Here is a 25,747-nt window from a genome sequence, read left to right on the forward strand (position 1 = left end):
GACATAAGCTAAGGGGTTGTAAGTAACATGCGTAACAATAACAAACTTTATGTAGCATTCCGCACCGCGGCTCCTGCTACCTTTCCCATTCTTGCCGCTTTTTTATTTTTGGGGATCGCCTACGGAATTTACATGAATGTATCAGGGTTTCATGTGATCTATACCTTTCTAATGAGCTCGCTTATTTATGCTGGATCGGTGGAATTTCTAACGGTTCACTTGTTATTAGGTGCTTATCATCCATTAAGTGCATTATTGTTTGCTTTAATGGTTAATGCACGACATCTATTTTATGGCATATCTATGCTGGAGAAGTTTAAAGGTACGGGGCTGAAGAAGCTTTATTTGATTTTTGGTCTCTGTGATGAATCATTCACCATCAATTATTCCGCGAAGATCCCTGAAGGAGTGGATCGCGGTTGGTATATGTTCTTCGTCACGCTGCTAAATCATTGCTATTGGGTCGTAGGCGCTTGTATCGGGGGAGTATTCGGATCGATTTTTCACATGAATATGGAAGGTCTCGAATTTGTGATGACAGCACTATTCGTTGTTATCTTTATTGAGCAATGGAAGAGTGGATCGACCCATAGAAGTGCTCTAGTAGGCGTTGTTATCTCCATACTGTGCCTTATCATATTTGGACGTGACAGCTTCATGATCCCCGCAATGATCCTAATTATTGCAGCACTTACGATCACTCGTAAACAACAGGAACCGGTAGGTGAAACCGCATGACGATGTCTACTTTTCAGCAGATCATTACAATTGCCATGGTTGTGCTAGGCACGATGATGACACGTTTTATTCCGTTCATTATTTTCCCACCGGGACGTCCAACCCCAAAGTACATTCAATACCTAGGTAGAGTTCTTCCATCAGCAACGATTGGACTCCTTGTTATTTATAGCCTAAAGAACACTAACGTATTGTCCGGTAATCACGGATTACCGGAGCTAATATCCGTCGCAATCGTCGCGTTGCTTCATCTCTGGCGAAGAAATATGCTATTATCCATAGCATTCGGTACAATCGCTTATATGGTATTGATTCAGATATAAGAAATTTATGTAGGTCTTATCAACCGTACAGTACCATATAACTAAAATTATAACATTAACTTCCATTATTTATCGATCATTCAAGAATACGATAATCCGCAAGAAGCTTGTAGCGGCTACAAAAAACTACACAAGCTTCATCCGACGCGTGAGTTGTATGTATTTCATACGAGCAGAAACGACGTTGAGGTTATAGAAGAATTTTTTTAGGAGTGCGGCAACCGTCTTTGATACCGATGCATTAGCTGTAATAGGCATCCATGTTGATTTTATTAATAGACGAGCAAAACGAATGTATGGGGTTGGGGGGACTAGCGAAATTTGCTATGAGCAGCAGATTCCTGACATACTCATTGAACATATTACTTTGACTGATTTACCAATTCAGCTTGGTTCGATACAAGAGCCTTATGGCTTTGATGGAATTGTTGGTATTGATTTTATGATAAGAGCTAAATGCAAGGTTGATTTTGACACCATGAATATCGATCTTAAACACTAAACCAAGCGATGACATCCATCAGTGGACAGCAATCGCTTGGTTTTAGTTTTCCTCTACAACAAAAAACCTCCCCACACCCGTAAAGGTGGAGAAGGTATAAATGCGTCACTTTTAGCTCCCCAAGCCTAATCAGCTCGACAACCGCTTGTGAACGGCCTTTAACTTTTAAAATTTCTGCATTATGTTGGAGATGTGATTGCGCATGGTTTTCTTGCTAATGAATAATTGACCCGCGATATAACGAGTCGTTTTAACTACACCTCATAGTTCACTACATAATTCTGCAGCTCTGTATTGTAAAAGCCTACACTATACTCAGTTACCTTGCCCAGCTCATCATAAGAATAACGAGTTCGCTTCAGCAAGGGACACTTCTTATCAAGGAGCAATATCTCCTCTACATCAGGCGGAGGAACGGCAACGGAAAATTCATCACGCAGTTTCTCTAAGGAAACGCTCCGCTCTTCAAGCAGTTCATACAAGGACTGGGCATTTAAGTCCAGTAGATCCAAATCATCCATACCATTTACTAAATAATGCGTGTAATGAACGTATGGAATATCATTGAGACTATATATGCGTTCCAAGCGTATACAACGTTCGCCGAATAAACGAAAGGCTTCGCTTTCGACTTCATTATATACTCGCTCCGCCTTCAGCCATTGCTTCCGAATTTGGTGCCCTTCATCCACTAGAATTTCCGTGAATTTTTTCCACTTGGACAGCTTGGATGATGAGGTATTACGGATCACCTTCGTCCCCTTGCCGCTCCCCTTTTCCAGAAATCCTTCTTGGACGAGCTCCTGAATGGCACCGCGTACAGTGATCTTGCTGACATTGAATTCCTGCTCTAGCTGAGGCTCGGAAGGAATATTCAATCCAATAGGATAGACTCCGTGTAGAATCCGATCCTTTATAATATTTGCAATTTGCATATATAAGGGCTTATCTTTTCGGGACAAACTCAAGAGGTTCACTACCTTTCTACATCGCCTACGGATAGAGTCATAGCTCGAAGTATATCCGCTTCTGAAGCCATGGGAGTGTCGCCCTCGACAGTATGGGCTAACATACTAGCGGCAGCGGCAAACCGTACTGTCTGCTCAGGTGTAAATCCTGTTAGCTCGCCATGCACAATTCCGCTCGTATAGGCATCTCCAGCCCCTATTCTATCATAGACGAGAAATCTCAGCGTATCCGAAAAGAAGAAGCTCTGATTCTTATAAAGAAACCCACGCAGTGAATGTGAGTTGTCGCCATGAATACTGCGATGGGTGCCTGCGATCACCGAGATATCGTAATGCTTCGCAACTGCTGGAATCAGTTCGATCAGTTGCTCTTCACGTTCAGCTTGTTCAGTGCTGATCCCCAAGATAAAGATTGCGTCCTTCTCATTCATCATTACGATATCGGCCAGCTGCAGCATCTCCTCGTAATGCGGCTTCGCTTGTGAATAGCCTTCCGGTCCCCACAAGGACGGACGATAGTTGCAATCAAAGATCACAGTCCCACCCTGCTGTTTGACAGCTCTAGCCAAGGATTTCATATGATGACGTACACTATCGTTCATAGCCAGCGTGATGCCGCAGAAATGGATCACATCCAGACTTCGCGCAATCTCTTCATAATTATAAGTTTCCTCAGGAGCCGTATTGAAGCTACTCTCCAGACGATTACTATAAGTCACCTTGCTTGGACGTGCACCAAATCCATTCTCCAAGAAATACAAGCCTAGATATTCTCCTCCTCGTATAACGAGGTTAGAAGAGATGCCCAGCTTCCGCAAATACGCGGCGGCGGCCTCTCCCAAGGAAGTAGTCGGCAAACGGGAAATCAAATAACCTTCATGCCCGAAGCGTGCCAGTGCAGCGCTGACATTAACCCCGGTACCAGAGAATGAATAGTTTAAGCTGTTTCCCTGGGATAGCAGCTGAACTCCCGGCACCTGCAGACGCATCATCACTTCTCCGAATGCCCCGATTCGTTTAGGCATATTTATCTGTCAGCCTCTTCATAATTCCAAGCAAATCACGCACATCCTGGGTCCGGGTCTGGCCCGATTCTTTATCGATAATGGATGAGTAGACATGCGGAATCACTTGTGGCACCCCTGCTTCAAGCGCAATCTCTAGTATTTCCTCGAAATTGTCCATATCAATTCCACCGGTTGGTTCGAGTGCGAACTCTGCCTCAGCACAGGCCTTAGCGACAGAGCGGTATTCCTCTTCACGGCTTAATCCCTCCATCGGGAAATACTTCAGTGCATTACCACCCATATCCCGAACAAGCGCAATTGCTGATGCTATAGGTACAATCGCCGCTTCACTCTGCGCAGCGCTGAAGACTCCTGTAGAAATATTCACATAACCAGCGTGACCAGAAGGGGCGATCATGCTGTTGATCCAACTGTCTTTCCCACCAAGATTAGCGCGTGTAGCTCCAACCACCGGGAATGCCTGGTTAATATGACTACCCGGATAATGCTTAGCAATCTCGGCCACAATTGCCGCTTGGCGATTATCTCCTGCACCTAGGCCAATGGATACCGCATCTTCAATCTCTAGACCATATTGCTTCATGGCTGTTACGGCTTCTTCTACCGACTTATAATCCTTAGAGAGCACACCGACCAGCACATATCCTTCCGCCGCTTCATAAATCTCTTTAGCATTAGCGATATCTTTAGCGAGTACATTTAATGCGGTGCGGCCCTTATAAAAACGTTGTGAAATCGTCATCTTATTGTCCCCCTATTAATTTATGAATGCTGTCTACAATCACGTGCAGATCATCCCCCAGAAGTGGCCGTGGATCAATATCGAAATATCCCTGCTTCACTCCATAATCGCGGGTATAGATCGCAATCTCGCCTTGCTGCAACCCCTCTACCAATTCTTTCGCCGTAATTCCGGCCTGCTGTGGATCAACCTGAACCCGGCCGCGATAGATGGAACGGCCCGCCTCGTCCTGCACAATGGTTACACGAATTCCCGGAAGATCATTCAACACCATTAATCCCTGCAAAGACGCTTTCTCGGTGTCACTCTTGTCTTCCTTGACCATGTATTCCTCTAGTGCTTGCAGCAGACCAAAGGAAGTTTCTTTACCAACCTTCATACTGCGTCCTATTCCATACAATTGGACCTTAACCCATTCCACATAATTACGTTTGCCGGCGATAATACCGGATGTAGGCCCTTCAATAGCTTTAGAACCACTATAAATCGCCAGGTCAGAGTATTTCACATATTTACAGAGGTCTTCTTCCGCTGCGGCATCTACGATTAGTGGAATGCCCCTACGGTTTGCGATCTCCCATGCTTCTTCGACGGATAACATATTTTTCTGCACTGCATGGTGGGACTTCACGTACAGAACGGCAGCCGTCTGCTCACAAATGGCATCCTCTATATGCTCGGCCCGGCCTTCATTCGCATAACCGACCTCAATTAGCTTCCCACCACCTAGATAGACCATCGTTTCCACAGGAGCTCCGTACTGTACATTATGCCCCTTCAGAATGATGATTTCATTGCGTGGAATGGCTTCTTGGTGCAAACGTTCACTGCGGCGCCGATTGCCTTGGGTCACTAGCGCCGCAACGGACAATGCAATACCGCTGGAGGCTGAGTTAACGATAAGCGCTGCTTCAGCGCCGAGAATTCGTGCCGTGTAATCTCCGGCTTTATCCACCAGATCCGCTATTTCCACATAACTCTGTCCGCCTTGCTTCATCGCCTCCATCACTGTGTCAGACGGAGCCGACACCCCCAAGATACTCATTCTGCCGCTTGCATTGATTACGCGTTTAAGCCCGTATTTCGCATTTAATGAATTCCCCACCTATAACCACTCCTTTTGCATGGATTACTTTATCCGTCATTCTTTCTTCTCCTTCAGAATCAACAAGCACTGCAGACTTATGCTGCAGGGTGAAGAGAGTCAAGTTTGCAGGATCTCCCACCTGAATTCGGCCCAGCTCCGGCCTGCCCAGCCACTCCGCCGCATTGGAAGTAACCGCTGCCACAATCTCATCCAGAGCATAGCCCAAACATAGAAACTTGGAAAGTACATTAGATATGCTAAAGACTGGTCCCTTCATTCGGTTCACTCGATAGATATCCGTGCTAATCGTATTCAATCCAATACCATTACGTTTAGCAGCCTCAGCTACCTTAAAAGAGAAGCTTGCTGTTCCATGTCCCACATCGAGATGAACTCCCCGTTCAATGGCCTCAGTCAATACCTGAAGCGGCTGACCATCCGCAGCAAACAAATTATTCTCTTTTCCGTTGAGATAATGGGTCACGATATCCTTACGCTGCAAAAGGGGCATAACCTCTCTGATATCTGGCGGTGCTGAACCGATATGTACCATTAACGGAAGGCCCGTCTCCATTGAAAGGCTTCGTGCAATATGCAGCGGCTCAATCCCGCTCGCGCCGACAACGCTCTTGCTGATCCTAGCCTTTAATCCCACGATTATCTCCCCGTAGGTTCGGACGGATTGCAGGATCTTCTCCTTATCAATCCATTCCAAGTTGGACAATTCATCAATTCTTAGCAGTCCGATCCGCGAGATATTTAAGAAAGCCAGCACATTCGTCTTAGCCTGAGACGCGTCCAGAGCCAGATCACCTATCCGATCCGCCCCGCAGCTACCGGCATCGACTAGAGTGGTCACCCCTTGCCGGACACCGATCTCATCGATCTCGTCACCATACGGATCAAATTCGCGAAAGGCATGCACATGCATATCGATCCAGCCACTGGATACGTACGCGCCTGAACCTTCCCACTCCTGCTCCCCATGCGCCTCACCTGCCGGGGTGATCTCAGCGATCTTGCCATTTTCGATTACAATGTCGATCTCTTCTCCGCTTACCCGTTTCACCTGACGGAGCACGTATCTTTCATCCATTGTTCTCACCTTTTTCCATATAACATTATAATGTTTAAAATAACACGAATAGCGCATTAAGTAAATATAACGTTATAATGTTTATACGTAAAATTAGACGTGGTTGTCACAAAATTAGAGAAACCTGATTATCGGACGGATTCTTTGTAGAGAGTAATTAGGGAAAATCTCCCTGATTATAACCGATAATTGCTTTTAATGAATAGAATTAGGGAATTCCTCCCTAAAAATCGTGGTAATATCTATATTCACCAACGAATCAGTTGAATTAGAGGGAGATTTTCCCTAATTATTAGTCAAATAAGCAAAAATCGCAGAATTTTACGGAGATTTTCCCTAATTATCTATCAGAGCTTCCGTTTCACTTCTTCAGTAGTGCTAGAAGTCGATTTGGCTTTTACCTGCCCATAATCTACAGAAGCAAGCTGCAAATGACCGAAACGCAAAGCAGCGATCCTCCAATAAAAAGGAGAATCGCTGCTTTCTTGACTTTTACCGTTCAGAATATCGAATGTGTCTGTCACTCTTGTACAAAATCTATGAACTTAATAACCCTACATGTATCTTAATAACAGCCTTCTTAATCTTCATGCCCGGTTGACCCATACCAGGTCTGTGTACATCATGCGGGAAAAAGACTGCGAACATCCCCGGCTTCAAAGTTAACAAAATTTCATCGGATGACGGAGGATAAAGCGCATAATCTGCTTCGGCATCGTAAGGCTTAGTAGCCTCGATCCCTTCTTGCAAAGGGGACCAACCGATCGTTTCTTCACCTTCGATCAGATAATGCACATCAATATAAGCCTCATGCTTTTCAGCAACCTGTTCCTCTAGCGACTTCGCCTCAAGCGCCATAATCGAAACGTATATCTCGTTACCGCGCATCTCGATTCGCCCGAGATCAGGTTCGTGTCGTAAGATGACTTTCAATTCCTCAATAGCCTCTACAATGACTGAATTCTCGTATCTGCTATGCTCTTCCCAAGATGACAATGAACCTAAGATCATATTGTCTCATTCTCCTCACATCTCAATTATCTTACAGAGGTTGTTCAAAAAGTCCGCTTTTGATCACGAAGTAGCCCAAGAAGCTTACTCGACATCGAATATTGAATTCAGGCGAAACTTCCGGTGCTCACGTAGCTTCCACTACGCTCCGCTCCTCAGTTTCTACCTTCATCCAATCTTCTCGGTGTTAAAAACCATACTTTTTGAACTCGCACTTATAGGAGCTTCTCACTAACTGCTGCAGCTGTTGTTTCTTTATTGATAATGGACTGCTCACTAGTCTTTTTGAAATATTCCACATATAAAATATCCAGCAGATAGAGTTGTGAGATCTTAGCAGATAATGAACCGCCCTGCAGAGGACCCTCATTAGCACCACAAAGTAAGGTAAGATCCGAATACGACGTTAAAGGTGACTTTTCAAATCTCGTAATGGACACCACCTTAGCGCCTCGTTCCTTCGCCTTTCTAGCAACCTCGATACTATCTTTAGTTGAACCGGAGTAAGAAATGATTACAGCTACATCTCGGTTAGACATTAGCGCCGCAGACATCATCTGAAGATGTGAATCCATCAAACACTCCGTTTTGTTAGTAATGCGCATAAATTTAATTTTGGCTTCCATCGCCGTGATTAATGAAGAGCCTACGCCGAAAAATGATACTCGTTCCGCGTTTATCATATAATCAATAGCTTCATTGATCTTCTGTATATCAATTAAATTATAGGTCTCGTTCAGTGCACTTACATTTGTGGTCAGCACTTTGGAAGCCACAGCTTCAGTAGTGTCGTCCATTAGAATTTGATCCGTAAGCTGCGGGATCTCATTCTCTACAGTGATACTATGAGCGAGTGCAATCTTGAACTCTTGATACCCTTTATAACTTAAAGATTTGCAAAATCGAAAAATACTTGATTCACCTACATCGCACGCATCTGCAAGATCAGTAATCGACATATAGACAACACTTCTCGTGTTCTCCAGGACGTAGTCCGCTACCTTCTTCTCCGTATTCGTCAAATTATTGTACTTGGAATGAATAGAAGAAAAAATACTGATTGTTCGCAAATAAGCCCCTCCTTTACAATGATTTAATGTGCGAATAAAGAGGAAGCGCCAAGCAAGCCTGCCTTATTCCCAAGTGAGGCCTTAACAATTCTTACACCCGCAAAACTCTCCATAATTAAAGACTTCGTCCGTTCCTCTACCCTTTGAACTAAATCTTCTTGTTCCATAACACCGCCCCCAATAATTATAGCGGATGGATTGAAAATATGAATAATTGAGGCTAAACCCGCGGACACCTCAGTTACCCATGAATCCAAGATCTGTTTCAGAGCTTCGTCCCCTTTGTGAATTTTATCAAAAAGGACTTTTCCGTCTGTACATTCGGGATCTGCTTGCTGAGCCATCTTGACTAAAGCAGTGGTTGAAGCATACTTCTCATAAAAAGGCAGTCCCTCCACCGCATCTGACAATGGATGTGTCAGGATATGACCAAATTCGGCCGCCACCCCATCTGCTCCTTTATAGATTTGGCGGTTCAATACAATGGCACCACCAATGCCCGTGCCAAACGTCAAGCATAAGAAATTGTTAAAGTTCTGGGCAGCACCATAATAAGCCTCGCCTAATGCTGCTGAATTCACATCGTTCTCTACCATAACAGGTTTATGAAAATGATTAGTTACAATTTCCTTAATCTTCATCCCTGTATAGCTAGGTATATTTTCGTTAGCATAGACTATAATTCCTTCTTCAGCATTGACTTGACCGGCTGTACTTATAGCAATGGCATCAAAATCATCATTTTCTGCAATCTTATCAAGCAATCTTGAGATTACATGCGGCCCTCCCAAGTGGCTCTCAGTTGCATACTCCTTAAAGTTATGAACATTCCCAAGTTTATCGCATATACACATCTTGGTATTGGTACCGCCAATATCTACAGCGAGAATTCTCATCCTTATCTACCCTCTCCGCCAATCTACTGAATAGCGTCTACAAACCTTTTGGTAATCTCCATTGGTCTTGTAATCGCTGAGCCGACTACTGCTGAAAAAACACCTAGATCAAACATTTTCTTCAGTTCTTCAGGAGTGGAAACACCGCCTTCAGCTATCACAGGCACAGAGAAGTTGCTTACGATTTGCTTGACTAGCTCGAAATCTGGAAGTGACCGCTCTTTGGTGTATTCTGTATATCCGCTTAAGGTAGTTCCCACAAGATCAAACCCCAGCTCAACGGCTTTAGCAGCTTCTTCAAATGTAGAGCAATCTGCCATAAACAGTTGATCTTTATAGGTCTCTCTTATGTGAGGAAATAGTTCTGAGATGGTTGATCCATCCGGACGAGTCCGGTCTGTCGCATCCATAGCAATGATATCTACCCCTTCGCGGTAAAGCTCATCTACTTCCTTCAGGGTTGGTGTAATAAACACTTCAGAACCTTCGTATACCCTTTTGATGATCCCAATGATAGGTAGATCCACTGTTTTCTTAATTTCTTGAATATCCGCTACGCTATTTGCCCGAATACCTGAAGCACCGCCCAAGTATGCTGCATAAGCCATTCTTCCCATTATAAACGGACTATGCAGCGGTTCTTCAGGTAAGGCTTGACTGGAGACGACTAGTTTATGTTTTATCTTTTTAAGTACATTATTTTCAGTATTCATCAGTAACCCACTCCACATTTTTATTTATTCTTTGACTGCTCCTGCTGTAATTCCATTGGTGAAGAAACGTTGGAATAACATGAACACTAGCAACATCGGAATTGCAGCAATGGTGGCTCCGGCCATTTTATATGCGAAATTAGGATTCAGATCCTGCATTAAGGTTGCAGTACCAACCATTAATGTTTTCATTTTGTTCTCTTGGCCTATAACCAGCTGCCACAAATAATCATTCCAGACTTGCACGAAATTCAGAATAAATAAGGCTCCAATACCAGGTTTAATAATAGGCACCATGATGCGAGTAAAGATTCTCCATTCATTTGCACCATCTATTCTTCCGGCTTCTCTTAAAGCATTAGGGGTTAAATCGAAGAATCCTTTTAATAGGAACACTCCAAATGCACCCGCGACGTTCGGCCAAATCATACCGTTATACGAATTCACCATTCCAAATTGCTGTGTAATCCGGAATAAAGGCACGATCATAATTTCCTTAGGAATCATCAAGCTCGATATGAAAATAATGAAGATGATATCTTTACCTTTAAAATTGATCTTTGAGAATGCATAGGCAGCCATAGCGCCTACAATAATAACGATAATCGTAGATACGCCTGAGACATAAATACTATTAAACGTCCATCTTAAAGCCGGTTGGTTCTGAAACACATCCACATAGTTGGAGAATGTGATCGATTTAGGCCACCAGTCTGGAGGCATCTTCACAACATCTGAACTGTTCTTAAGCGAACTAGTGAATAACCAATACAAGCACTTCTGGAGCTTTTCCGGCTGGACCTGCCCCGCTCCCTCTAGATTTATGAGCGAGCCTAACAATACCTTGTGCGATGTTATAAGAAGTTAGTGCAAATCTTTCTTTCGTATCATTCGTCCCAAGCATGATCACTACCAAATCAAGTGGTGCATGTGACATGAGGCATGGATAGAGATAAGATATTCCGGCTAACCCTTCAAATAGCGGATCGTCACTAACACTAGTTCTACCAGGAAGCCCTTCTTCTATGACACGATAAGCGTCGCCCAGTTCTGCATGCAGAAGCCCGGTCCAACGTATTTCATCATTAAACCTTTGATCCGTCTCTGCGTCGTAGCCCCAAGTATTGGAATCACCAAAGCATACGATGGTTCTCTTCATTGCATTAACCACAATATTTTTCGATCGCTTGATCAATCAATTTCATAATATCTGCGATTGGACCAGCATCTTCAGCGGCTACCCCTTCAAGCGGTGCTCTTACACTACCAATGTTTACGCCTCTTAATCTCAGAACCTCTTTAATTTCCGCATACATAGAACCCTTGAGGGAACAAAGCGCGATGATGATATCGTTGATCTCACTTTGAAGTTGTCCTGCTTCCTCAAACTTGCCGGCAAGTACAAATGTATTAGCTTGCAAGAACAGCTCCGGCATAACTGCATAAGTACCACCAATGCCAGCATCGGCTCCCATGATTCTTCCCGCAACATACTGTTCATCCGGTCCATTAAAGACCACTACATCTTTTCCACCCACTCTTTTGAAGCGTTCAATATCCATAGGTGGCATAGAAGAATTCTTAACGCCGATAACTTTTTTATTAGTAAGCAGTTTCTCGAATAAAGCTGGAGTTAGTGTATATCCCGTAGTCTGAGGAATGTTGTAGATAATGAACGGTAGAGGAGTTGCCTCCATAATATCGCTCCAGTATTTAGTTACTGCACTATCAGGTAATTTGAAATATATAGGTGGGATTGCGGATAGTGCATCATATCCTAAGCTCGCCGCATGTTTTGCTAATTCGATACTATCTCTAGTAGAAGGGGCTCCTACATGAGCAATCAGTGTCATTTTACCTTTCAGGTTACTAGCTACATAGCTAAGTACCGCTTTGCGTTCGTCCAGACTCTGGTAGATACATTCTCCAGAACTACCTCCCACATAAACACCTTGAACTCCTTTTTCAAATAAGTAATCACATAAGGCATGTGTCCGGGATTCGGAAATATTTCCTTGATCGTCATAGCAAGCATAGAAGGCAGGTATAATTCCGTGGAACTTGTTGAGTGTCATTGATAATCCCCCTTAAGATGTGAACGGTTTCTTTTCTACATATTCAAGATATCACTTAAATTTAGTTCTGTAAATTATTTTCTCTATTTTTTTAAAAATAAAATTTATTTCCACCAGAAGAACGATCATACTAGAAAAATAGTTTCATTTAAGTAAATGCCCATAAAATAAGACCTTATTTTCCAATTAAAAATAGAATATCGGACGATATATGCAGCTCTAGTTATTATCAGAGTAACACTATCTACGACCTTAAAGTCATCTGCCGTATTGGTAATTACTAGAAATCCTTTGCGGCTCTCAAGGGCAATAGATTATCCTTTTAAATCTAATATAAGTGTCTCCTACAAGGAGACACTTTTCTCCATAGGAAGCACAAACCCTAATTAACACACAATGTTCACTTAAAAACTGTGTTTTTCACGTGGACACAGCTTTAAAAAACTAATTTCTATGATATAATGAAAGCGTAACCAGAACAATACAAAATATATTGTTTCTTCGCCAAAGGAGGCTGGAGGAAATGCTAGCAGGTCTTAAAGAACTTAAAAATTGGGTAACGGAAAATTGGAATCCAACGATGAATTCAGGTAATGAGGATTATCAAAAAATGGAATATTCTGTGCAACGCCACTTGCACACTCCAAGATCCCCAAAACCACTCACCTATGAAGAAGAAGCTCGTATCAAGACTGTTAAATTCCATTAATTTCACCACCTTTAGATACAGATTGACCCTATAATAGAATCTTGTCCTAAGGCCGCAGATCCGGAAGTCATTCCAGTAGAGCGGTCTTTTATTATGCCTTGAGAACCAAAAAAACCTCCCTCTCCATGACGGCATCCCATCACTTCGAAAGAGGCTTCCTAGCATCATTTGATCTTATACAGACATTTGTCCTTTCTTCTGCAAGTCCGAAAGCTTGACCGCCTGACCTGCGTTCAATCTCGAATGTTCCGACGCGAATGCGATCAAATGACTCTGCAGGGATGCCGTCGCCGAGGTCAAGCCTTGCGATGGATTGCTGTCGAATTGACGCACATTCCGCAGGAATGAGCTTACCATACGGTCATCGCCGCCTCCATGGCCATCGCCTTCCACATTGCAGCCAATCTCAACCTTCTCGCCCGATACATAGCGGTACAGCGTGAAAGATCCTTTGTCCATATCCCCGATGATCTCGCCTTGTGTTCCCATAATTTGAACCCGGCGCGTGCCGCTCTGTGTCAGCCCTGACATGATGAACGATGCATTCGCTCCGTTCTCGAACTCCATGTTGACTACCTGGTGATCCACGACATTATTATCGCAGCGATACACGCAGCGACCCCACGGTCCTTCCTTCAGCGCCTTCAAGATCCCCTCTTGCGACAAATCATTCGTCATATAGCGTGCCCAAGGGTGTTCCGGGGGCTGAATATATATTTTCATCGCCGAGAAGGCGCATTCCTTCTCAACCTCACAGCCGTTGATACAGCGATCCGCAGAGCCTTCCGGAGCGTTCTCCGCCCTGAAATGCAGTAATGATCCGTACGAGCTCACGCTTGTACACGGTTGATTCATAAGCCATGAGATGAGATCCAGATCATGGCATGATTTGGCCAGGATCATGGGACTCGTCTCCTCCGAATTGCGCCAATTCCCGCGGACATAACTGTGTGTCATATGCATGTAGCCCACATTTTCGGTTAATTGAATCGTACCTATCGTTCCGAGTTCACCGTCTTCGATGCATTTTTTGATCCCAGACCAGAACGGGGAATATCGCAGGACATGGGTTACGACGAGCAATCGCTTATACCGAAGCGAAGCTTGCTCCAATTCGATGCATTCTTCCATGGAAGGAGACATCGGCTTCTCTAGCATGACATGATAGCCTAGCTCCATCGCTTTCATCGCTGGTATATAATGCATCCGATCGAGCGTAGCAATTATCATCACGTCCGCAATTTGACCCTGATCGAATACTTTCTCCCAAGAATCGTAGACATGTTCTGGGGCAATTCTATGAATCTCTGCAAATCGATTTCTACGTTCATCATCCGGCTCAGCTACGGCAACAATCTTTAATTCATTCGGGAACTTCTCCGCGTAGGGCCCATAAATATATCTTCCTCGACTGCCAGCGCCAAGTAATACAGCTGTTAATGTTCTCAAGACTACTCCTCCTCTTGCGCACCTAGTGTACTTCCATTGTAAGGCGGTAGGAACGGAGGCAAAAGAGATCGTTACTGACATTTCATATACATTTATTGACCTTGATTCTGTATATGGATCCTTGCCATACGGAAATCTTGCGGCGTCGTTTCGTTCTGCTTCTTGAAGAAGCGAATAAACGCAAGCGCTGAGTTGTACCCCAGGGCAGCAGCAATTTCATTCACTTTCATGGATGTGTTGAGCAGCATATCTTTGGCGATCAGGTTACGATAGTCGTTCACATATTTAGATAACCCCATTCCAGTGATTTGCTTATAAAGTCGGGACAAATAAGATGGATTCAAGCTCACGTAATCGGCCAGCGCATTTAAGGAGATATCAGTGGAAATATGTTCTTCAATATATCGATGTACTTTATTCACGACCTCTGTCGGCAATTGCGTACCCCGCAGCGCATTCCATTCGAAGAAGCAATCCGCCATTTGCGAGAAGTATTGAATCAGCTCCGACCATGATGCGGAATCTCCATAGCGATATAACTTATCCAGATCCATCAGCGTATTGATGTAATCCCGAATTTCCCGATTCTTATGGATATAGAACAGAAAAATAGCTGAAAGCGAATGATACAGTTCGATCTTCCGCTCATTCGGCGACTCCTCATCATTCCAAATGGACGTTAGTTCGGCATACAGCTTGTTGAATTGCTCCCGATGATTATTCTCGAGACAAGACATCAGCAATTGAACACGGGCGTGATAGAAGGCATCGTGGTAGTTCCCACTCAGATCACCGTTCACTTCTCTTTGTATGTCTTTATCGGTCAATATAACCTCATTAAATAATCCATGTCCTTGTACCAGGCCGTATTTGATCGAGTGAAACCGATCAGATATGTTATCCCATGTCGTTGCTTCACTTCCAAGAAGGAAAGAAACCGATAAACTCAGCAATCTCTTGCAATTTCCCTGCACAGTCTCCAGAATTCCGCTCGTATACCGATGAGCTCTGATCCAATCCTGATCCCCATATTCGATAGACGATCCATCCGGGATTTTCGGTTGAATCATCCAGACGATTTTGGATAACTCGAATACAACGGAATAGCATCTGACCTGCGTGGACAAATACTCATCGCAAATGTTCTGTACGGCGTAAGTCAATAACGCTTTATCCGGCGTCGTGAACATTTCTTTCCATGCGTCTACCCTGCCTATGAGCAAGTAAACCGGCAATGTCGCATCAAGCGGGATATCGATTTCTTTGAACGCCTGCTTTAATTGGCTATCCGATACATGCTTGCCTTGAAAGAGCTCCCACACATACTCTTTTTGCAGGGAGGGCAATGCCAGTCTCATTTTGGATTGCGCTCTAGCGATCATCTGTTCTTGGTTATTTTCTTCTTCAATTTTCTCAATCGCCCGTTCTACGGACTGAATAATTTTCTCATCACTTTCGACCTTCAGAATATAATCGAACCCACCGTACGTAATTGCGCTCCTTGCATAATGAAAATCATTGTATCCTGTTAAGAAAATAACTTTGCAGGCCGGCCACTGGGATTTGATTTCCCGAAGCAGCTCAATCCCTTCCAGTCCAGGCATCTTAATGTCGGAAATCACGATATCAATACGATGATGAGACAGTACCTCCAGTGCTTCTTCACCTGAATATGCCTTCATAACCTCGAGTTGTAAATGATCGGTCTCATTGAATAGCTCCAGAAGACCATCGACAATAATGGGAAGGTCATCGACGATTAGCAGTCGGTACATGCTGATTCCTCCTCTAGTTCGCGCTTAGATTGATTCTTACTTGAAGTCCACCAAGAGCAGAACGTGACACTGTAATGCCATATTCCTCACCGTACCGCAGTTGTATTCTGCGATGCACATTTATGATTCCGGTTGTTTCCTCCATCCTAGTGGTGGATTGACGCAGTCGCTTCTGAAGCTGTTCAATCTCCGCATCGGAGATGCTTCGGCCATTATCTTCGACATAGATGGAGAATACATCGCCCACCCGCTCACAATGAACCCATAGCTCACCCTGCTGAATCATATTGCCCAAGGCATGCTTATAAGCATTTTCGATGATCGGCTGCAGAATCAGCCTCGGCACGAAGAGATCGGGAACATCACCTTCGAACTTGACTTGAATACGGTCTCCGTAACATATGGTTTGCATGTCTACATACGTGCGAGAATGATTGACCTCCAGCCCCAGCGGAATATCATCCTCGTCATCGCGAGTAATGAACTGAAAATATTGTCCGATGTACAGGCAGAATTGATAAGCCTTTTCCTTCTGATTCTCGGATTTAATTAACCGGCACAATACAAAAAAACAATTATATAAAAAATGAGGATTAATTTGCGATTGCAATCGTTTCAGTTCGGAACGCTGGTTCCTGATTTGCTGCTCGTAATTTTCCTCGATTAGTGTTTTCAAGGATCGGATCGTATTATTAAAAGCTTGGTACAAATACCCGAACTCATCGGCTCCACGATCGATCACGATCGGTTCCAGCCTATTCTGCTGAACGCGCCGAAAGGAATGCACAAGTTTCATTAATGGCCGATAGATAAATCGTAATAGAAAGTAGGAGAAGAAAACGACAATACCCACAGCTAGCGCGCAAGCCCACCAGAACAATGTTCGATAGATCTCAAGAGAACCCAAAATCGTCTCTTCGGGAATGCACATAATCGAATAGGAATTCCAGAGACTGGAGTATTTATATACCGTAAGAAACCGCTTACCATTATACATAATCGTTTCGTATCCTTCGTCTTTTTGCAATTCCCGCTTATCCGCAGCGAAGGATTTCATTTGTTCCAGCAGTTCCGGATCCATGTCACTCTCGATCTCCCAACCACGTTCCAGATTGAGCAATACGCTCTGTCCACCACGCGAGCTGCCGATTTGAGATAACGTTTCTCTGATTTTGATAGTCGATAATTCAACCGCTACGATATAAATCGGATTTTTAACGGTATTAATGGGGTATTGCATGGAAATAAATAATCGATCGTTCCAGTAAATGAAAGGTTCTTCGTATAATCTCTTGTTTTGCTGCATAGAAGCATATTCCTGCTTATTCATCGAAGTTTCAAATTTATTGCTAAGAATCGTTCGGTCGATAAGAGGGATATACGCCCTTGCTTCTTGAATAAATGGACTTGAGTTCTTCATCAATTCAAGCCGTCTTTGGATATCTAATATTTTTTGCGCACGATCGTAATAACTCATGTAATTGCCTGTAGTTGCAATTTCCATCAAGTCTTTGTCCATCACATAGTTCGGCAAATAACGGCTGATCCGGTCTGCTTCCTTGTCGAGTGAATCCAGATAGAAGCGAGTCGTATTTAGAATAGACTCGGAAATTTCACTCCGAATATTGTCCGAACCCTTCTCATTAATCAACCAGGTAATCGCCATGAGCGGAAACAAGGCTGCCAGAAAGGCAGCCATTATTTTCTGGAATATAGAGGAATCTTTAATCAAGAATCGGATTTTCATCGTTTGTTCTCCTGCAATGCAATGTCATAGTTTGAGTGCCCTATTTTATTCTTTGACACTCCCCATCACAATTCCTTTAATGAAGAACCGCTGCAAGAACGGATACACGATAAGAATCGGAAATGCTGCTACGAATATTTGAGCTGCCCTGCTCGTACGATCGGACAATTTGATCATTAATTCTGCCCTCTCAGGTTTAATAAAGCGGAAATCCATTTTGATAATGATCGTCTGCAGGAAGGTCTGCAGCGGATAATTCTCGGGATGATTCATGTAAATCATACCATCAAACCAGCTATTCCAATGCCCCACCATAGTGAAAAGACCTGTCGTTGCCAATGCCGGCAACGATAGCGGCACATATATTTTCCATAAGGTAGTAAATTGACCCGCCCCATCGAGCAGCGAAGATTCCTCAAGTTCTTTGGGCAGACTGCGGTAGAAATTCAGCAGCAGAATAACGTTGAACACCGTGACCGCTCCCGGCAGCACCAAAGCCCAGATTGTATCGAGCATCCCAAGGTTCTTCACGGTTAAATAGTTTGGAATAAGCCCGCCACTGAATAAAATCGTGAATACGAAAAACCATGAATAGAAGGTCCGCAGCCGAAATTGGCGAGAATCTTTGGATAATGGATAGGCCGTGATAATCGTCAGGAACATGCTGATTGTCGTTCCCATAAGGACCCGCTGAATCGATACCCAGAATGCGCGTAAATATTCAGGTTTTCCAAATACGTTAGCATAAGCAGCCGTTGTGAATTCAACAGGCCACAGGATGACTTTTCCGGCGGATGCTGCCTGCCCGGAGCTGAACGAGAGCGCCAAAATATGAATAATAGGCATGAGGCATAACAAAGATACGGATGCCAGAAAAATAAAATTACATATCAAAAACAATTTTCTTCCGAATGATCTGTTAGTACGCACGATGTGTCTCCCTTCTGAATTACCGCCGATTGCATTAGAAAATGCGGTAATTCGCTACACGATAGGCTAAGATATAGGACATAGATACGAATATGAAAGAGATGACGGATTTCAGCAGTCCTACGGCCGTAGCGAAACCGAACTGTGCTTGCTCAATCCCCATACGATATACGAAGGTATCGATAATATCCGCGCTTTCATAGACCGGAGGACTATATAGGTTGAAGATTTGATCAAATCCCGCATTCAGTACATTCCCGATACTAAGCGTAAACATGAGAACGATAATAGGAAGCATCCCCGGCAGCGTCACATGTAACGTCTGCTTAAAGCGTCCTGCGCCGTCGATCTCCGCTGCCTCGTACAGTGACGGATTAATACTGGTAAGCGCAGCCAGATAGACAATCGTACCAAATCCGAACTCTTTCCATACATCCGATATGACCATCACATAAGGGAACCATTTGTTGTCTCCCAGGAAAAAAACAGGGTCTATACCAAACAAGCCAAGCACTTGATTGAGAATACCGGAAGATGGAGACAATACATCGATTAGAATACCGCTTAACAAGACCCATGATAGAAAATGCGGCAAGTACACGAGCGTCTGGAAGGTCCGTTTGACCCATTCTTTCCGCAGCTCATTCAGAAGTATCGCTATGGTGACCGGAACGATCATACCTGCTACAATTTTCATCACCGCAATGTATACTGTATTGAAGAATATCCGGCCGATATCGGGGTAATCCATCAATAACTGAAGGTTTTTAAGACCAATAAATGGTGAGCCGAACAACCCTTTATTCGGTACGTATTTCTGAAAGGCCATCATAATGCCGGCCATCGGGATATAACTGAAGATGAGGACCAATACGATCCCAGGAACCAACATCAAGTGAAGCGGCCACTCCCTCTTCCACATACTCGTTAATACATTCATGCCATCCACCTCGCTATAGGACTAAAAATTAAGAACTAGGTTAAAGAAAAGAGAGGTCGTTTGTGTTCAACCCCTCGATTCTCCTGCTATCATTGTTTGTGAGTCGCGTACCATTCATTGACTTCTTTGGTCATTTCGTCGCCGCCAAGCTTTTTCCACTCTTCTACGAATTTATCGAATTCATCCACGGATACTTGATTCATCATAATCTTGAAGTATACTTCATCCCGCTTCTTCTTCAGGATTTCTTGTCGATCTGCCATGGTTGGAGTCGGTGCGCCGTAGAATTTGTTTTGTAGGTACTGTTTATTGTTCTGAATTTCAGGAACAAGTGAATATGCACCTTTTGGACCTGAGATCAGATATTCCCACCACATGTTGATATCGGTACCGTCAACATACTTCATGGCACGCTCGTAACGAGTTTTTTGATCTTTCGTCTCCAAAATGCTCTCGTCTTTGTTCTCGATCGCTTTTGGCAATATTTCACCGTTATTATCCTTTTGTTTACCAACACGAAGCGGGCTTAGAAGCCAGTAGTTGTTGCCTTTCTCCTTCAGGTCTTTACCATACTCATACACTTTCTGTTCTGGCGTCGGATGATTATCCACGACAATCCAATGGTTCAGCAATTTAATAACGCCTTCCGGATGCTTCGCTTGCTTGGAGATAACATAATATTCGTCAACACCCAAACCTATCTGCGATAGTGCAGGTTCGCTATCCACCGATGGAATCGGGAATACGCCCCACTCTTGTACGACTTTACCATCCTTTACTGCGCCTTTAGCGAGCTGAGCCGGTACCCAAGACTGGCCGTATACGATACCTGCGTTGTTGTTATAGAGGAGCTCTGCTGCTTTCTCCACATCTTTAACGACGAACTCAGGATCAATTAATCCTTTCTTGAACATTTCCTGCAGCGCCTTAAGTGCGTCTTTCACTTGAGGCTGAATGTCACTGTTGACCAAATTGCCATTTCCGTCTTCCATCCAAAGATTTTCATAAGCATGGTAACTATTCAAGAATGCTATTAGTCCTGTAACAGCTGTGGACTGGTTGTTAAATGGATCTTTGCTAATTACAATTCCATACGGTTTCCCAGTGCCGCCTGGATCTTTTGTTTTGAACGCTTCTGCGATCGTCAAGAGATCCGCCATCGTCTTCGGTTCCGGCAGGTTCAATTTCTTCAGCCAGTCCGTACGTACATAGAGGAACTGATACTGGTACGGATTATAAGAACTTGGAATCCCCATGAGTTTACCGTCGAAAGTGGCGGTCTTCAGTTGCATTCCACCATCCATCGACAAGAATTTCTTCGTCTCATCCGTCGCATTCTTGTCATATACGTCCGTGATATCCATAATCATATCCGCTTCGGTCAGCTCTTTCAGCTGTGTAGCATTAACCTTCATGAAGTCCGGAAGATCATTGGAGGCGATGGACATCTTCACTTTTTCCTTGAATTGAACGTCATCGGCGGACACCCATTTATTCGTGAGCTTCACACCGATATCTTTCTCATACGCATCATAGACCGAGTTCTTCTCAAAGCTTTCGCCCTCATCGAATTTGAGATACTGATCGCTTGCCGAAACTGTTGAAACTTCAATCACTTCATTTTTTTGTTCCACAGGTGTCTCAGGCTGCTTCTCAGGCTGCTTCTCCCCTTCATTTGTGATTTTGCCGCATGCCGTGATAGTTAAACTTAGGATCAATGCGACGATCAGAAGTATTCTACTTTTTTTCTTCATATTACCCCTCCACATTGTCTCAAAATAGGTCGTGCATCTACTTCATGCTACTTCTCTTCCTAGTTCTAGTATAGGAAAGGAAAGGACCCCCATCTATATACTAGTCTTTACTTTCGTATACACCTCTTGACTACCGTCAGGCTTGTCCCTAGAACGCACAAGAGAGAGGGAGTCTCCCTAGGTTAGGTTGACTCCCCCTTCGTTGAAACGTTACCGTGTATTAACTCGAATATTCAGCTCCCCACGATATTTGACAAGAGATGACGCGCCGCTTCTTGCTTCATTTCCATTTCTTCATTTTTCGATAAACCTAAGCGCACGTTCTGATTGATATTCAGCTAGACCTTTTGCGAATTGTTGATCGGGAAATCCTCTATGCTGTAGCTTTAAACCCGCTGAAGTTAATGATATATGGTGATGCAATTGATAAAATAACAGCCTATCCGGATCAAGCTTATCGTTCTTAAGATACCGATAGAAATCTCCAAATCGCATCTCCAAAAAACTATGCTCATGCTCAATATCAAAGAACGCTGCTCCTTCGATATCGATCAGAAAGGGCTCCAGCTTATCATTAACCAATACATGGTCAGGACCCAGTTCCCCATGAATAAATCCATACTGCTTTCTAGGCTTAATTCTTGATTCAAGCTCATACAACTTATCGAGCAGTTTACTTTGATTAGACCCGATCTTCTCCATATGCTGAGAGGCGTAAGCTAGCTGTACTTTCGCATTTTCCATTTGTAATGAATGACATTGTTCTGTACTGATCTCGTTAGCATTGGCTTTCCCAAAAAACTGCCTTTCGGTGGTATGCATAGTAGTAAGCATATCCCCCAACTGCTGAAACACTTTATCTTGAGCAGCTAACTCGGAATGTTGGAAAAAGGTTTCTGCCTTACGTCCATCTATATATTCAACAAGCGCATAATCAAATGGGTAACGATCTCTTTCCTTGTTCAGATCATAAAGTGCTGGGGTCTGAATTCCATGTTGTGTTAAATACTTATTGTTTAATTCAAACAAATCACTTCCATAGGACTGTTCATTTATATCTTCATTCGCTTTTTCTTCTTCAAAATAATTCATGGAAAGATCCCACACATACAAAACGCAGGAAAATCCATTACTGCACTCAATCTTGTAGACCACCTTTTGTGCGCCACCATGCATTCGTGAAACACGAGTAACTAAATAACTGGTGCCAAAAATCCGTCCAATATAATCCTGTAAGTCGGCCTGATCGAGATGATAGGTAACGTCCATTAACAACACTCCATTGATTAAGTTTTGCCGGCTTCACAATAGTAAATAAAATCCAGCCCAAAGTATAGACTTTTTCTTTCTGATCAATTATGATGTTGAATAAGGTCTTGAAAAAAATAAGCATACAAAAAGCCTTTGGATTTTATTCCAAAAGGCTTTTTTTTGATGAAGATTCTAGCGAAACCGGCATATCCTTAAGTTATTTATAATTACTCAACTATCGTGTCCTGTCATCAGCGCTCATCGTGTATACATAATATAATCATCATTCTAACTCATCGCTGTTAACAATACGGCAATCGTATTAAACACACCGTGAACAATCATACCAGGCACGACCGATCCCATACGTTCATAGGTCCATGCAAGCACAACTCCACTAATAAAATTCACGGGCATGGCATTCATAGTGGGAAAATGTGCAAAAGTAAAGATTAGCGAACTAATCACAATCGCCCATCTCATACTAACACGAGCCCGTAGCCAACGATATATAAATCCACGGTAAAATATCTCCTCATAAAAGGGTGACACGATCCCTGCCGACACGATACCAATAATTATAGTAAATAGAGTGACATTTTGCTTCAGACTCTCTGTTTTGCTGTTGTCCACCGTATTCCCAAGAAAACTCGTGAGATAGAGAGTGGCCACACTAAATACGATGAGAATGAATGTCCACAGGGCAATCCTCCACCAATCTTTCGCAGGAAACCCCTTTACTCCTACCTCTGTCCAGGACATTTTCTTCGGTCGTAAAGCAATGAAATATAATCCTAACAAAAGTACAATCGCGATGGTAAGCCCTGTAAGAGTCCCTGAGTAAAGAGTATTCCCCAACCATTGCTCATACATTGACTGTACCGCATACTTGATAACGAATATAACGAATACAAATTCAAGCGCAAGTAAAGCAATAAACTCACGCCATGTCCACTGATCCATCTTCTTCCACATTTCCGTACTGGTCATCCTTAATCCCTCAATCCTCTGTGATATAATTTAATGATATTAGGTGACGTTACGTCACCTGCAAGCATTATTTTCGAGAGGAAAGAAGAAACATGAATAGATGGACAACAGGACAAGTATCCAAACAGCGGAATATTTCCGTTCGAACTCTACGTTATTATCATCAGATCGGTCTTCTTACACCGAGTTATAAGGAAGATAACGGCCGCCGTTATTATTCAGAGGAAGATTTATTCACTCTCGAAAAGATAACGTTGCTTAAATCACTATCACTACCGCTTGAAGACATTCAAAATGTAATGGACAAGCTATCTTTTCGTCATATTCTAATCGCACATCATAATCATCTTCAGGAGCAGCTTACTTCTCTTCAGGGCAGTATTGCAAATACTACGTCTTTGATCAACATGATTGATCTAGAAGGTACACTCTCCTGGGATCGGGTTTCTCATCTGGTCCATAACGTACAACCCATTTCTAAACAGTGGATCGATTATTTCAACGATGACGAAAGTGCATTTCTACAGAATGCACTCCCCAATCTCAACAGTAATGACCAGACCACTCAGCAATATGCCTCTTTGCTGCGCCGGATTGAATGGTGCATACAGCAATCTGTTCCACCTGAATCTGATGAAGGTTATAACATTGCCTGCGAGTTAATGAAGCTATCACACGAAACCTTTAATGGAGACGAGAAATTGATGGAGAAGTTTTGGGAAGTGAGGAAGCTCCCTACATTAGAGTCAGGACTATATCCCGTATCCGACGAAGTGCTGAACTTTGTGGAGATTAGCATTGCTCACGTTCAAAAAAAAGGGACGGGACAGAAATAGGAATTGAGGAATTTATTGAAATCATGAGTAGCCCCTTTAAACTGAATAAGCGGCGGATCTCTAAAGGAGGATCCGCCGCTAACACAACTAAAAAAATAGAACTTCATATTTATGACTACTTCATAATAATTGCGATAATCCCTACTATAATACACAAAATCCCACTTATAAATTGTCCTAATCCTGAAGCTTGTCCCATTAGTATGAAATTAAATATGTTTTTACTTTTTCTATTCTTCCCAAATAAACCCTCTTCTTTTCTCATAAGATAAAGACCCCAAACTATCAAAACTACCCCAAAAATAAATAATATACTAAGCAATTATATTCCTCCATTGTTTGTTTCATATGTGCATATTTATGAAAAATATTATTTGTCATCTTCATCAAAAATAAACGTTTCTTCAATTGATAAATTAAAAACTGAAGCTATTTTATACGCAAGTAGCACAGATGGATTATACTTTTCTTTTTCTAATGAGATGATTGTTCTAGAAGATACACTTACTTTATCAGCTAGTTCTTGTTGAGTTATTCCTTGTTCTAGTCGTAATTCTTTCACTCTATTTTTCATTAAATATCTCCTTGATTAAAGGACATGATTATAATATTTTCTAGAACCAAATTCACTAATGATTAAAGATATTAAAACAATTAATAATGCAGTATTTGTAGGAATTACTACAAAATTAGTTAAAAACATAATAATTATAATTACATACATCAAAAAACGCATTGAAAAGTGAGAAACTTTTCCATCAATTAAAATATCTCTTTCATCATATTCCTTTGACATGTTCCTTTCTAATATTTTGTTATTGCGGGATTTAAGGTAAGAAATTATTGAAATCAACAAAATTATTCCACCTATGAATAACATGACATAACCATAATTAAATCCTTCCGATGTATCGAGATATAATTGAATAAATCCCAATACCATTAACAAGATTGATAATAAAAGTCGCTGTAAGAATAGTTTTTTCAAATGTAATTCTCCTAACTAACTTATTCTTCTGAAGTGAAGTTCGTTTCATATGAAGTTTACTTCATGTGAAGTTAACTTCATAATATCTTATTTCAAAGTAAATAACAAATGGTAAATAATAGCGCTTTT

At 42.7% G+C, this 25,747-nt stretch carries 28 protein-coding genes and 1 pseudogene; 5 read left to right on the forward strand and 24 right to left on the reverse strand.

Features of this window, described 5'->3' with window-relative positions:
• Positions 1-27 precede the first annotated feature (27 nt).
• The 3 genes from MHI27_RS25155 (at position 28) to MHI27_RS25165 (ending at position 1,563) form a co-directional block, all read left to right on the forward strand.
• Positions 28-738, forward strand: coding sequence for an AzlC family ABC transporter permease (locus tag MHI27_RS25155; RefSeq protein ID WP_076286038.1), 711 nt, complete (start codon positions 28-30; stop codon positions 736-738).
• Positions 735-1,061, forward strand: coding sequence for a branched-chain amino acid transporter permease (locus MHI27_RS25160; protein ID WP_042191355.1), 327 nt, complete (start codon positions 735-737; stop codon positions 1,059-1,061). Before MHI27_RS25155 ends, MHI27_RS25160 begins: the two co-directional genes overlap by 4 nt.
• Before the next feature lie 292 nt (positions 1,062-1,353).
• Positions 1,354-1,563, forward strand: coding sequence for a hypothetical protein (locus MHI27_RS25165; RefSeq protein WP_081951193.1), 210 nt, complete (start codon positions 1,354-1,356; stop codon positions 1,561-1,563).
• Between the two features lie 106 nt (positions 1,564-1,669).
• Here the strand turns inward: MHI27_RS25165 and MHI27_RS25170 are convergent.
• From MHI27_RS25170 to MHI27_RS25230, 13 genes and pseudogenes are all read right to left on the reverse strand, one after another.
• A pseudogene (locus MHI27_RS25170) lies at positions 1,670-1,815 on the reverse strand (LuxR C-terminal-related transcriptional regulator); the annotation flags it as partial.
• Positions 1,816-1,817: 2 nt separating this feature from the next.
• A complete protein-coding gene (locus MHI27_RS25175; protein ID WP_076286037.1) occupies positions 1,818-2,531 on the reverse strand; it encodes a GntR family transcriptional regulator in 714 nt (237 codons plus the stop codon).
• An 8-nt stretch (positions 2,532-2,539) separates the two neighbouring features.
• Positions 2,540-3,556: a sugar kinase gene (locus MHI27_RS25180; RefSeq protein WP_405174931.1), complete on the reverse strand. Its 1,017-nt coding sequence runs from the start codon at positions 3,554-3,556 to the stop codon at positions 2,540-2,542.
• On the reverse strand, positions 3,549-4,301 hold the full coding sequence (locus MHI27_RS25185; protein ID WP_405174932.1) for a KDGP aldolase family protein: 753 nt from the start codon (positions 4,299-4,301) through the stop codon (positions 3,549-3,551). The genes MHI27_RS25180 and MHI27_RS25185 overlap by 8 nt, the downstream gene beginning before the upstream one ends.
• 1 nt (position 4,302) lies before the next feature.
• A complete protein-coding gene (locus MHI27_RS25190) occupies positions 4,303-5,406 on the reverse strand; it encodes a DgaE family pyridoxal phosphate-dependent ammonia lyase (RefSeq protein WP_405174933.1) in 1,104 nt (367 codons plus the stop codon).
• On the reverse strand, positions 5,372-6,484 hold the full coding sequence (locus MHI27_RS25195; RefSeq protein WP_405174934.1) for an amidohydrolase/deacetylase family metallohydrolase: 1,113 nt from the start codon (positions 6,482-6,484) through the stop codon (positions 5,372-5,374). The genes MHI27_RS25190 and MHI27_RS25195 overlap by 35 nt, the downstream gene beginning before the upstream one ends.
• Before the next feature lie 537 nt (positions 6,485-7,021).
• Positions 7,022-7,495 carry a YhcH/YjgK/YiaL family protein gene (locus MHI27_RS25200; RefSeq protein ID WP_076300454.1) on the reverse strand — a complete coding sequence of 158 codons (474 nt, stop codon included), beginning with the start codon at positions 7,493-7,495 and terminating at the stop codon, positions 7,022-7,024.
• A gap of 215 nt (positions 7,496-7,710) precedes the next feature.
• Complete coding sequence (locus MHI27_RS25205) at positions 7,711-8,565, reverse strand: MurR/RpiR family transcriptional regulator (RefSeq protein WP_076300453.1); 855 nt, start codon at positions 8,563-8,565, stop codon at positions 7,711-7,713.
• Positions 8,566-8,588: 23 nt separating this feature from the next.
• Positions 8,589-9,461, reverse strand: coding sequence for an ROK family protein (locus MHI27_RS25210; protein ID WP_076286030.1), 873 nt, complete (start codon positions 9,459-9,461; stop codon positions 8,589-8,591).
• Between the two features lie 23 nt (positions 9,462-9,484).
• Positions 9,485-10,174 (reverse strand): N-acetylmannosamine-6-phosphate 2-epimerase, encoded by a 690-nt coding sequence (locus MHI27_RS25215; RefSeq protein ID WP_042191372.1) that lies wholly within the window; start codon positions 10,172-10,174, stop codon positions 9,485-9,487.
• A gap of 24 nt (positions 10,175-10,198) precedes the next feature.
• Entirely contained in the window at positions 10,199-10,948 is a 750-nt protein-coding gene (locus MHI27_RS25220; protein ID WP_179086731.1) for a carbohydrate ABC transporter permease, read from the reverse strand.
• The gene (locus MHI27_RS25225; protein ID WP_405174935.1) at positions 10,929-11,333 is read right to left on the reverse strand and encodes a GDSL-type esterase/lipase family protein; all 405 of its coding nucleotides are present in this window, start codon (positions 11,331-11,333) and stop codon (positions 10,929-10,931) included. Before MHI27_RS25225 ends, MHI27_RS25220 begins: the two co-directional genes overlap by 20 nt.
• A gap of 4 nt (positions 11,334-11,337) precedes the next feature.
• Positions 11,338-12,249 carry a dihydrodipicolinate synthase family protein gene (locus tag MHI27_RS25230; protein WP_042191380.1) on the reverse strand — a complete coding sequence of 304 codons (912 nt, stop codon included), beginning with the start codon at positions 12,247-12,249 and terminating at the stop codon, positions 11,338-11,340.
• A gap of 523 nt (positions 12,250-12,772) precedes the next feature.
• On the opposite strand from MHI27_RS25230, the gene MHI27_RS25235 reads away from it, so the two are divergent.
• The gene (locus MHI27_RS25235; RefSeq protein WP_042130754.1) at positions 12,773-12,958 is read left to right on the forward strand and encodes a hypothetical protein; all 186 of its coding nucleotides are present in this window, start codon (positions 12,773-12,775) and stop codon (positions 12,956-12,958) included.
• A 174-nt stretch (positions 12,959-13,132) separates the two neighbouring features.
• Here the strand turns inward: MHI27_RS25235 and MHI27_RS25240 are convergent, their stop codons facing one another.
• From MHI27_RS25240 to MHI27_RS25275, 8 genes are all read right to left on the reverse strand, one after another.
• Positions 13,133-14,407 (reverse strand): Gfo/Idh/MocA family protein, encoded by a 1,275-nt coding sequence (locus MHI27_RS25240; protein ID WP_076286026.1) that lies wholly within the window; start codon positions 14,405-14,407, stop codon positions 13,133-13,135.
• Positions 14,408-14,499: 92 nt separating this feature from the next.
• Positions 14,500-16,182 (reverse strand): response regulator, encoded by a 1,683-nt coding sequence (locus tag MHI27_RS25245; protein WP_076286025.1) that lies wholly within the window; start codon positions 16,180-16,182, stop codon positions 14,500-14,502.
• Between the two features lie 13 nt (positions 16,183-16,195).
• Positions 16,196-17,929 (reverse strand): sensor histidine kinase, encoded by a 1,734-nt coding sequence (locus tag MHI27_RS25250; protein WP_076286024.1) that lies wholly within the window; start codon positions 17,927-17,929, stop codon positions 16,196-16,198.
• A 45-nt stretch (positions 17,930-17,974) separates the two neighbouring features.
• Positions 17,975-18,859 carry a carbohydrate ABC transporter permease gene (locus MHI27_RS25255; RefSeq protein WP_042191389.1) on the reverse strand — a complete coding sequence of 295 codons (885 nt, stop codon included), beginning with the start codon at positions 18,857-18,859 and terminating at the stop codon, positions 17,975-17,977.
• Positions 18,860-18,893: 34 nt separating this feature from the next.
• A complete protein-coding gene (locus tag MHI27_RS25260) occupies positions 18,894-19,799 on the reverse strand; it encodes an ABC transporter permease (protein ID WP_405174936.1) in 906 nt (301 codons plus the stop codon).
• An 89-nt stretch (positions 19,800-19,888) separates the two neighbouring features.
• Complete coding sequence (locus MHI27_RS25265) at positions 19,889-21,553, reverse strand: extracellular solute-binding protein (RefSeq protein WP_076286023.1); 1,665 nt, start codon at positions 21,551-21,553, stop codon at positions 19,889-19,891.
• Between the two features lie 294 nt (positions 21,554-21,847).
• Positions 21,848-22,777, reverse strand: coding sequence for a phosphotransferase (locus MHI27_RS25270; RefSeq protein WP_405176793.1), 930 nt, complete (start codon positions 22,775-22,777; stop codon positions 21,848-21,850).
• A gap of 315 nt (positions 22,778-23,092) precedes the next feature.
• Positions 23,093-23,794 carry a CPBP family intramembrane glutamic endopeptidase gene (locus MHI27_RS25275; protein WP_405174937.1) on the reverse strand — a complete coding sequence of 234 codons (702 nt, stop codon included), beginning with the start codon at positions 23,792-23,794 and terminating at the stop codon, positions 23,093-23,095.
• Between the two features lie 92 nt (positions 23,795-23,886).
• On the opposite strand from MHI27_RS25275, the gene MHI27_RS25280 reads away from it, so the two are divergent.
• A complete protein-coding gene (locus MHI27_RS25280) occupies positions 23,887-24,630 on the forward strand; it encodes a MerR family transcriptional regulator (protein ID WP_405174938.1) in 744 nt (247 codons plus the stop codon).
• Between the two features lie 115 nt (positions 24,631-24,745).
• On the opposite strand, the gene MHI27_RS25285 is transcribed toward MHI27_RS25280, so the two are convergent.
• Genes MHI27_RS25285 through MHI27_RS25295 form a run of 3 tightly spaced genes read right to left on the reverse strand, consistent with a single transcriptional unit; the run spans position 24,746 to position 25,618 of the window.
• Positions 24,746-24,952, reverse strand: coding sequence for a hypothetical protein (locus MHI27_RS25285; protein WP_341129085.1), 207 nt, complete (start codon positions 24,950-24,952; stop codon positions 24,746-24,748).
• A 48-nt stretch (positions 24,953-25,000) separates the two neighbouring features.
• Positions 25,001-25,204, reverse strand: coding sequence for a helix-turn-helix transcriptional regulator (locus MHI27_RS25290; RefSeq protein WP_076286019.1), 204 nt, complete (start codon positions 25,202-25,204; stop codon positions 25,001-25,003).
• Between the two features lie 15 nt (positions 25,205-25,219).
• A complete protein-coding gene (locus MHI27_RS25295) occupies positions 25,220-25,618 on the reverse strand; it encodes a hypothetical protein (RefSeq protein ID WP_341129086.1) in 399 nt (132 codons plus the stop codon).
• Positions 25,619-25,747 lie beyond the last annotated feature (129 nt).

The organism is Paenibacillus sp. FSL H8-0261, assembly GCF_045040645.1.
Lineage (GTDB): Bacteria > Bacillota > Bacilli > Paenibacillales > Paenibacillaceae > Paenibacillus_AQ.

Excerpts from the sequence above, each read along its gene's own strand:
- MHI27_RS25155 (WP_076286038.1), top strand. The coding sequence starts at position 28 with ATGCGTAACAATAACAAACTTTATGTAGCATTCCGCACCGCGGCTCCT.
- MHI27_RS25160 (WP_042191355.1), top strand. The coding sequence starts at position 735 with ATGACGATGTCTACTTTTCAGCAGATCATTACAATTGCCATGGTTGTG.
- MHI27_RS25165 (WP_081951193.1), top strand. The coding sequence starts at position 1,354 with ATGTATGGGGTTGGGGGGACTAGCGAAATTTGCTATGAGCAGCAGATT.
- MHI27_RS25180 (WP_405174931.1), bottom strand. The coding sequence starts at position 3,556 with ATGCCTAAACGAATCGGGGCATTCGGAGAAGTGATGATGCGTCTGCAG.
- MHI27_RS25185 (WP_405174932.1), bottom strand. The coding sequence starts at position 4,301 with ATGACGATTTCACAACGTTTTTATAAGGGCCGCACCGCATTAAATGTA.
- MHI27_RS25195 (WP_405174934.1), bottom strand. The coding sequence starts at position 6,484 with ATGGATGAAAGATACGTGCTCCGTCAGGTGAAACGGGTAAGCGGAGAA.
- MHI27_RS25200 (WP_076300454.1), bottom strand. The coding sequence starts at position 7,495 with ATGATCTTAGGTTCATTGTCATCTTGGGAAGAGCATAGCAGATACGAG.
- MHI27_RS25210 (WP_076286030.1), bottom strand. The coding sequence starts at position 9,461 with ATGAGAATTCTCGCTGTAGATATTGGCGGTACCAATACCAAGATGTGT.
- MHI27_RS25215 (WP_042191372.1), bottom strand. The coding sequence starts at position 10,174 with ATGAATACTGAAAATAATGTACTTAAAAAGATAAAACATAAACTAGTC.
- MHI27_RS25225 (WP_405174935.1), bottom strand. The coding sequence starts at position 11,333 with ATGAAGAGAACCATCGTATGCTTTGGTGATTCCAATACTTGGGGCTAC.
- MHI27_RS25230 (WP_042191380.1), bottom strand. The coding sequence starts at position 12,249 with ATGACACTCAACAAGTTCCACGGAATTATACCTGCCTTCTATGCTTGC.
- MHI27_RS25235 (WP_042130754.1), top strand. The coding sequence starts at position 12,773 with ATGCTAGCAGGTCTTAAAGAACTTAAAAATTGGGTAACGGAAAATTGG.
- MHI27_RS25245 (WP_076286025.1), bottom strand. The coding sequence starts at position 16,182 with ATGTACCGACTGCTAATCGTCGATGACCTTCCCATTATTGTCGATGGT.
- MHI27_RS25250 (WP_076286024.1), bottom strand. The coding sequence starts at position 17,929 with ATGAAAATCCGATTCTTGATTAAAGATTCCTCTATATTCCAGAAAATA.
- MHI27_RS25260 (WP_405174936.1), bottom strand. The coding sequence starts at position 19,799 with ATGAATGTATTAACGAGTATGTGGAAGAGGGAGTGGCCGCTTCACTTG.
- MHI27_RS25265 (WP_076286023.1), bottom strand. The coding sequence starts at position 21,553 with ATGAAGAAAAAAAGTAGAATACTTCTGATCGTCGCATTGATCCTAAGT.
- MHI27_RS25275 (WP_405174937.1), bottom strand. The coding sequence starts at position 23,794 with ATGACCAGTACGGAAATGTGGAAGAAGATGGATCAGTGGACATGGCGT.
- MHI27_RS25280 (WP_405174938.1), top strand. The coding sequence starts at position 23,887 with ATGAATAGATGGACAACAGGACAAGTATCCAAACAGCGGAATATTTCC.
- MHI27_RS25290 (WP_076286019.1), bottom strand. The coding sequence starts at position 25,204 with ATGAAAAATAGAGTGAAAGAATTACGACTAGAACAAGGAATAACTCAA.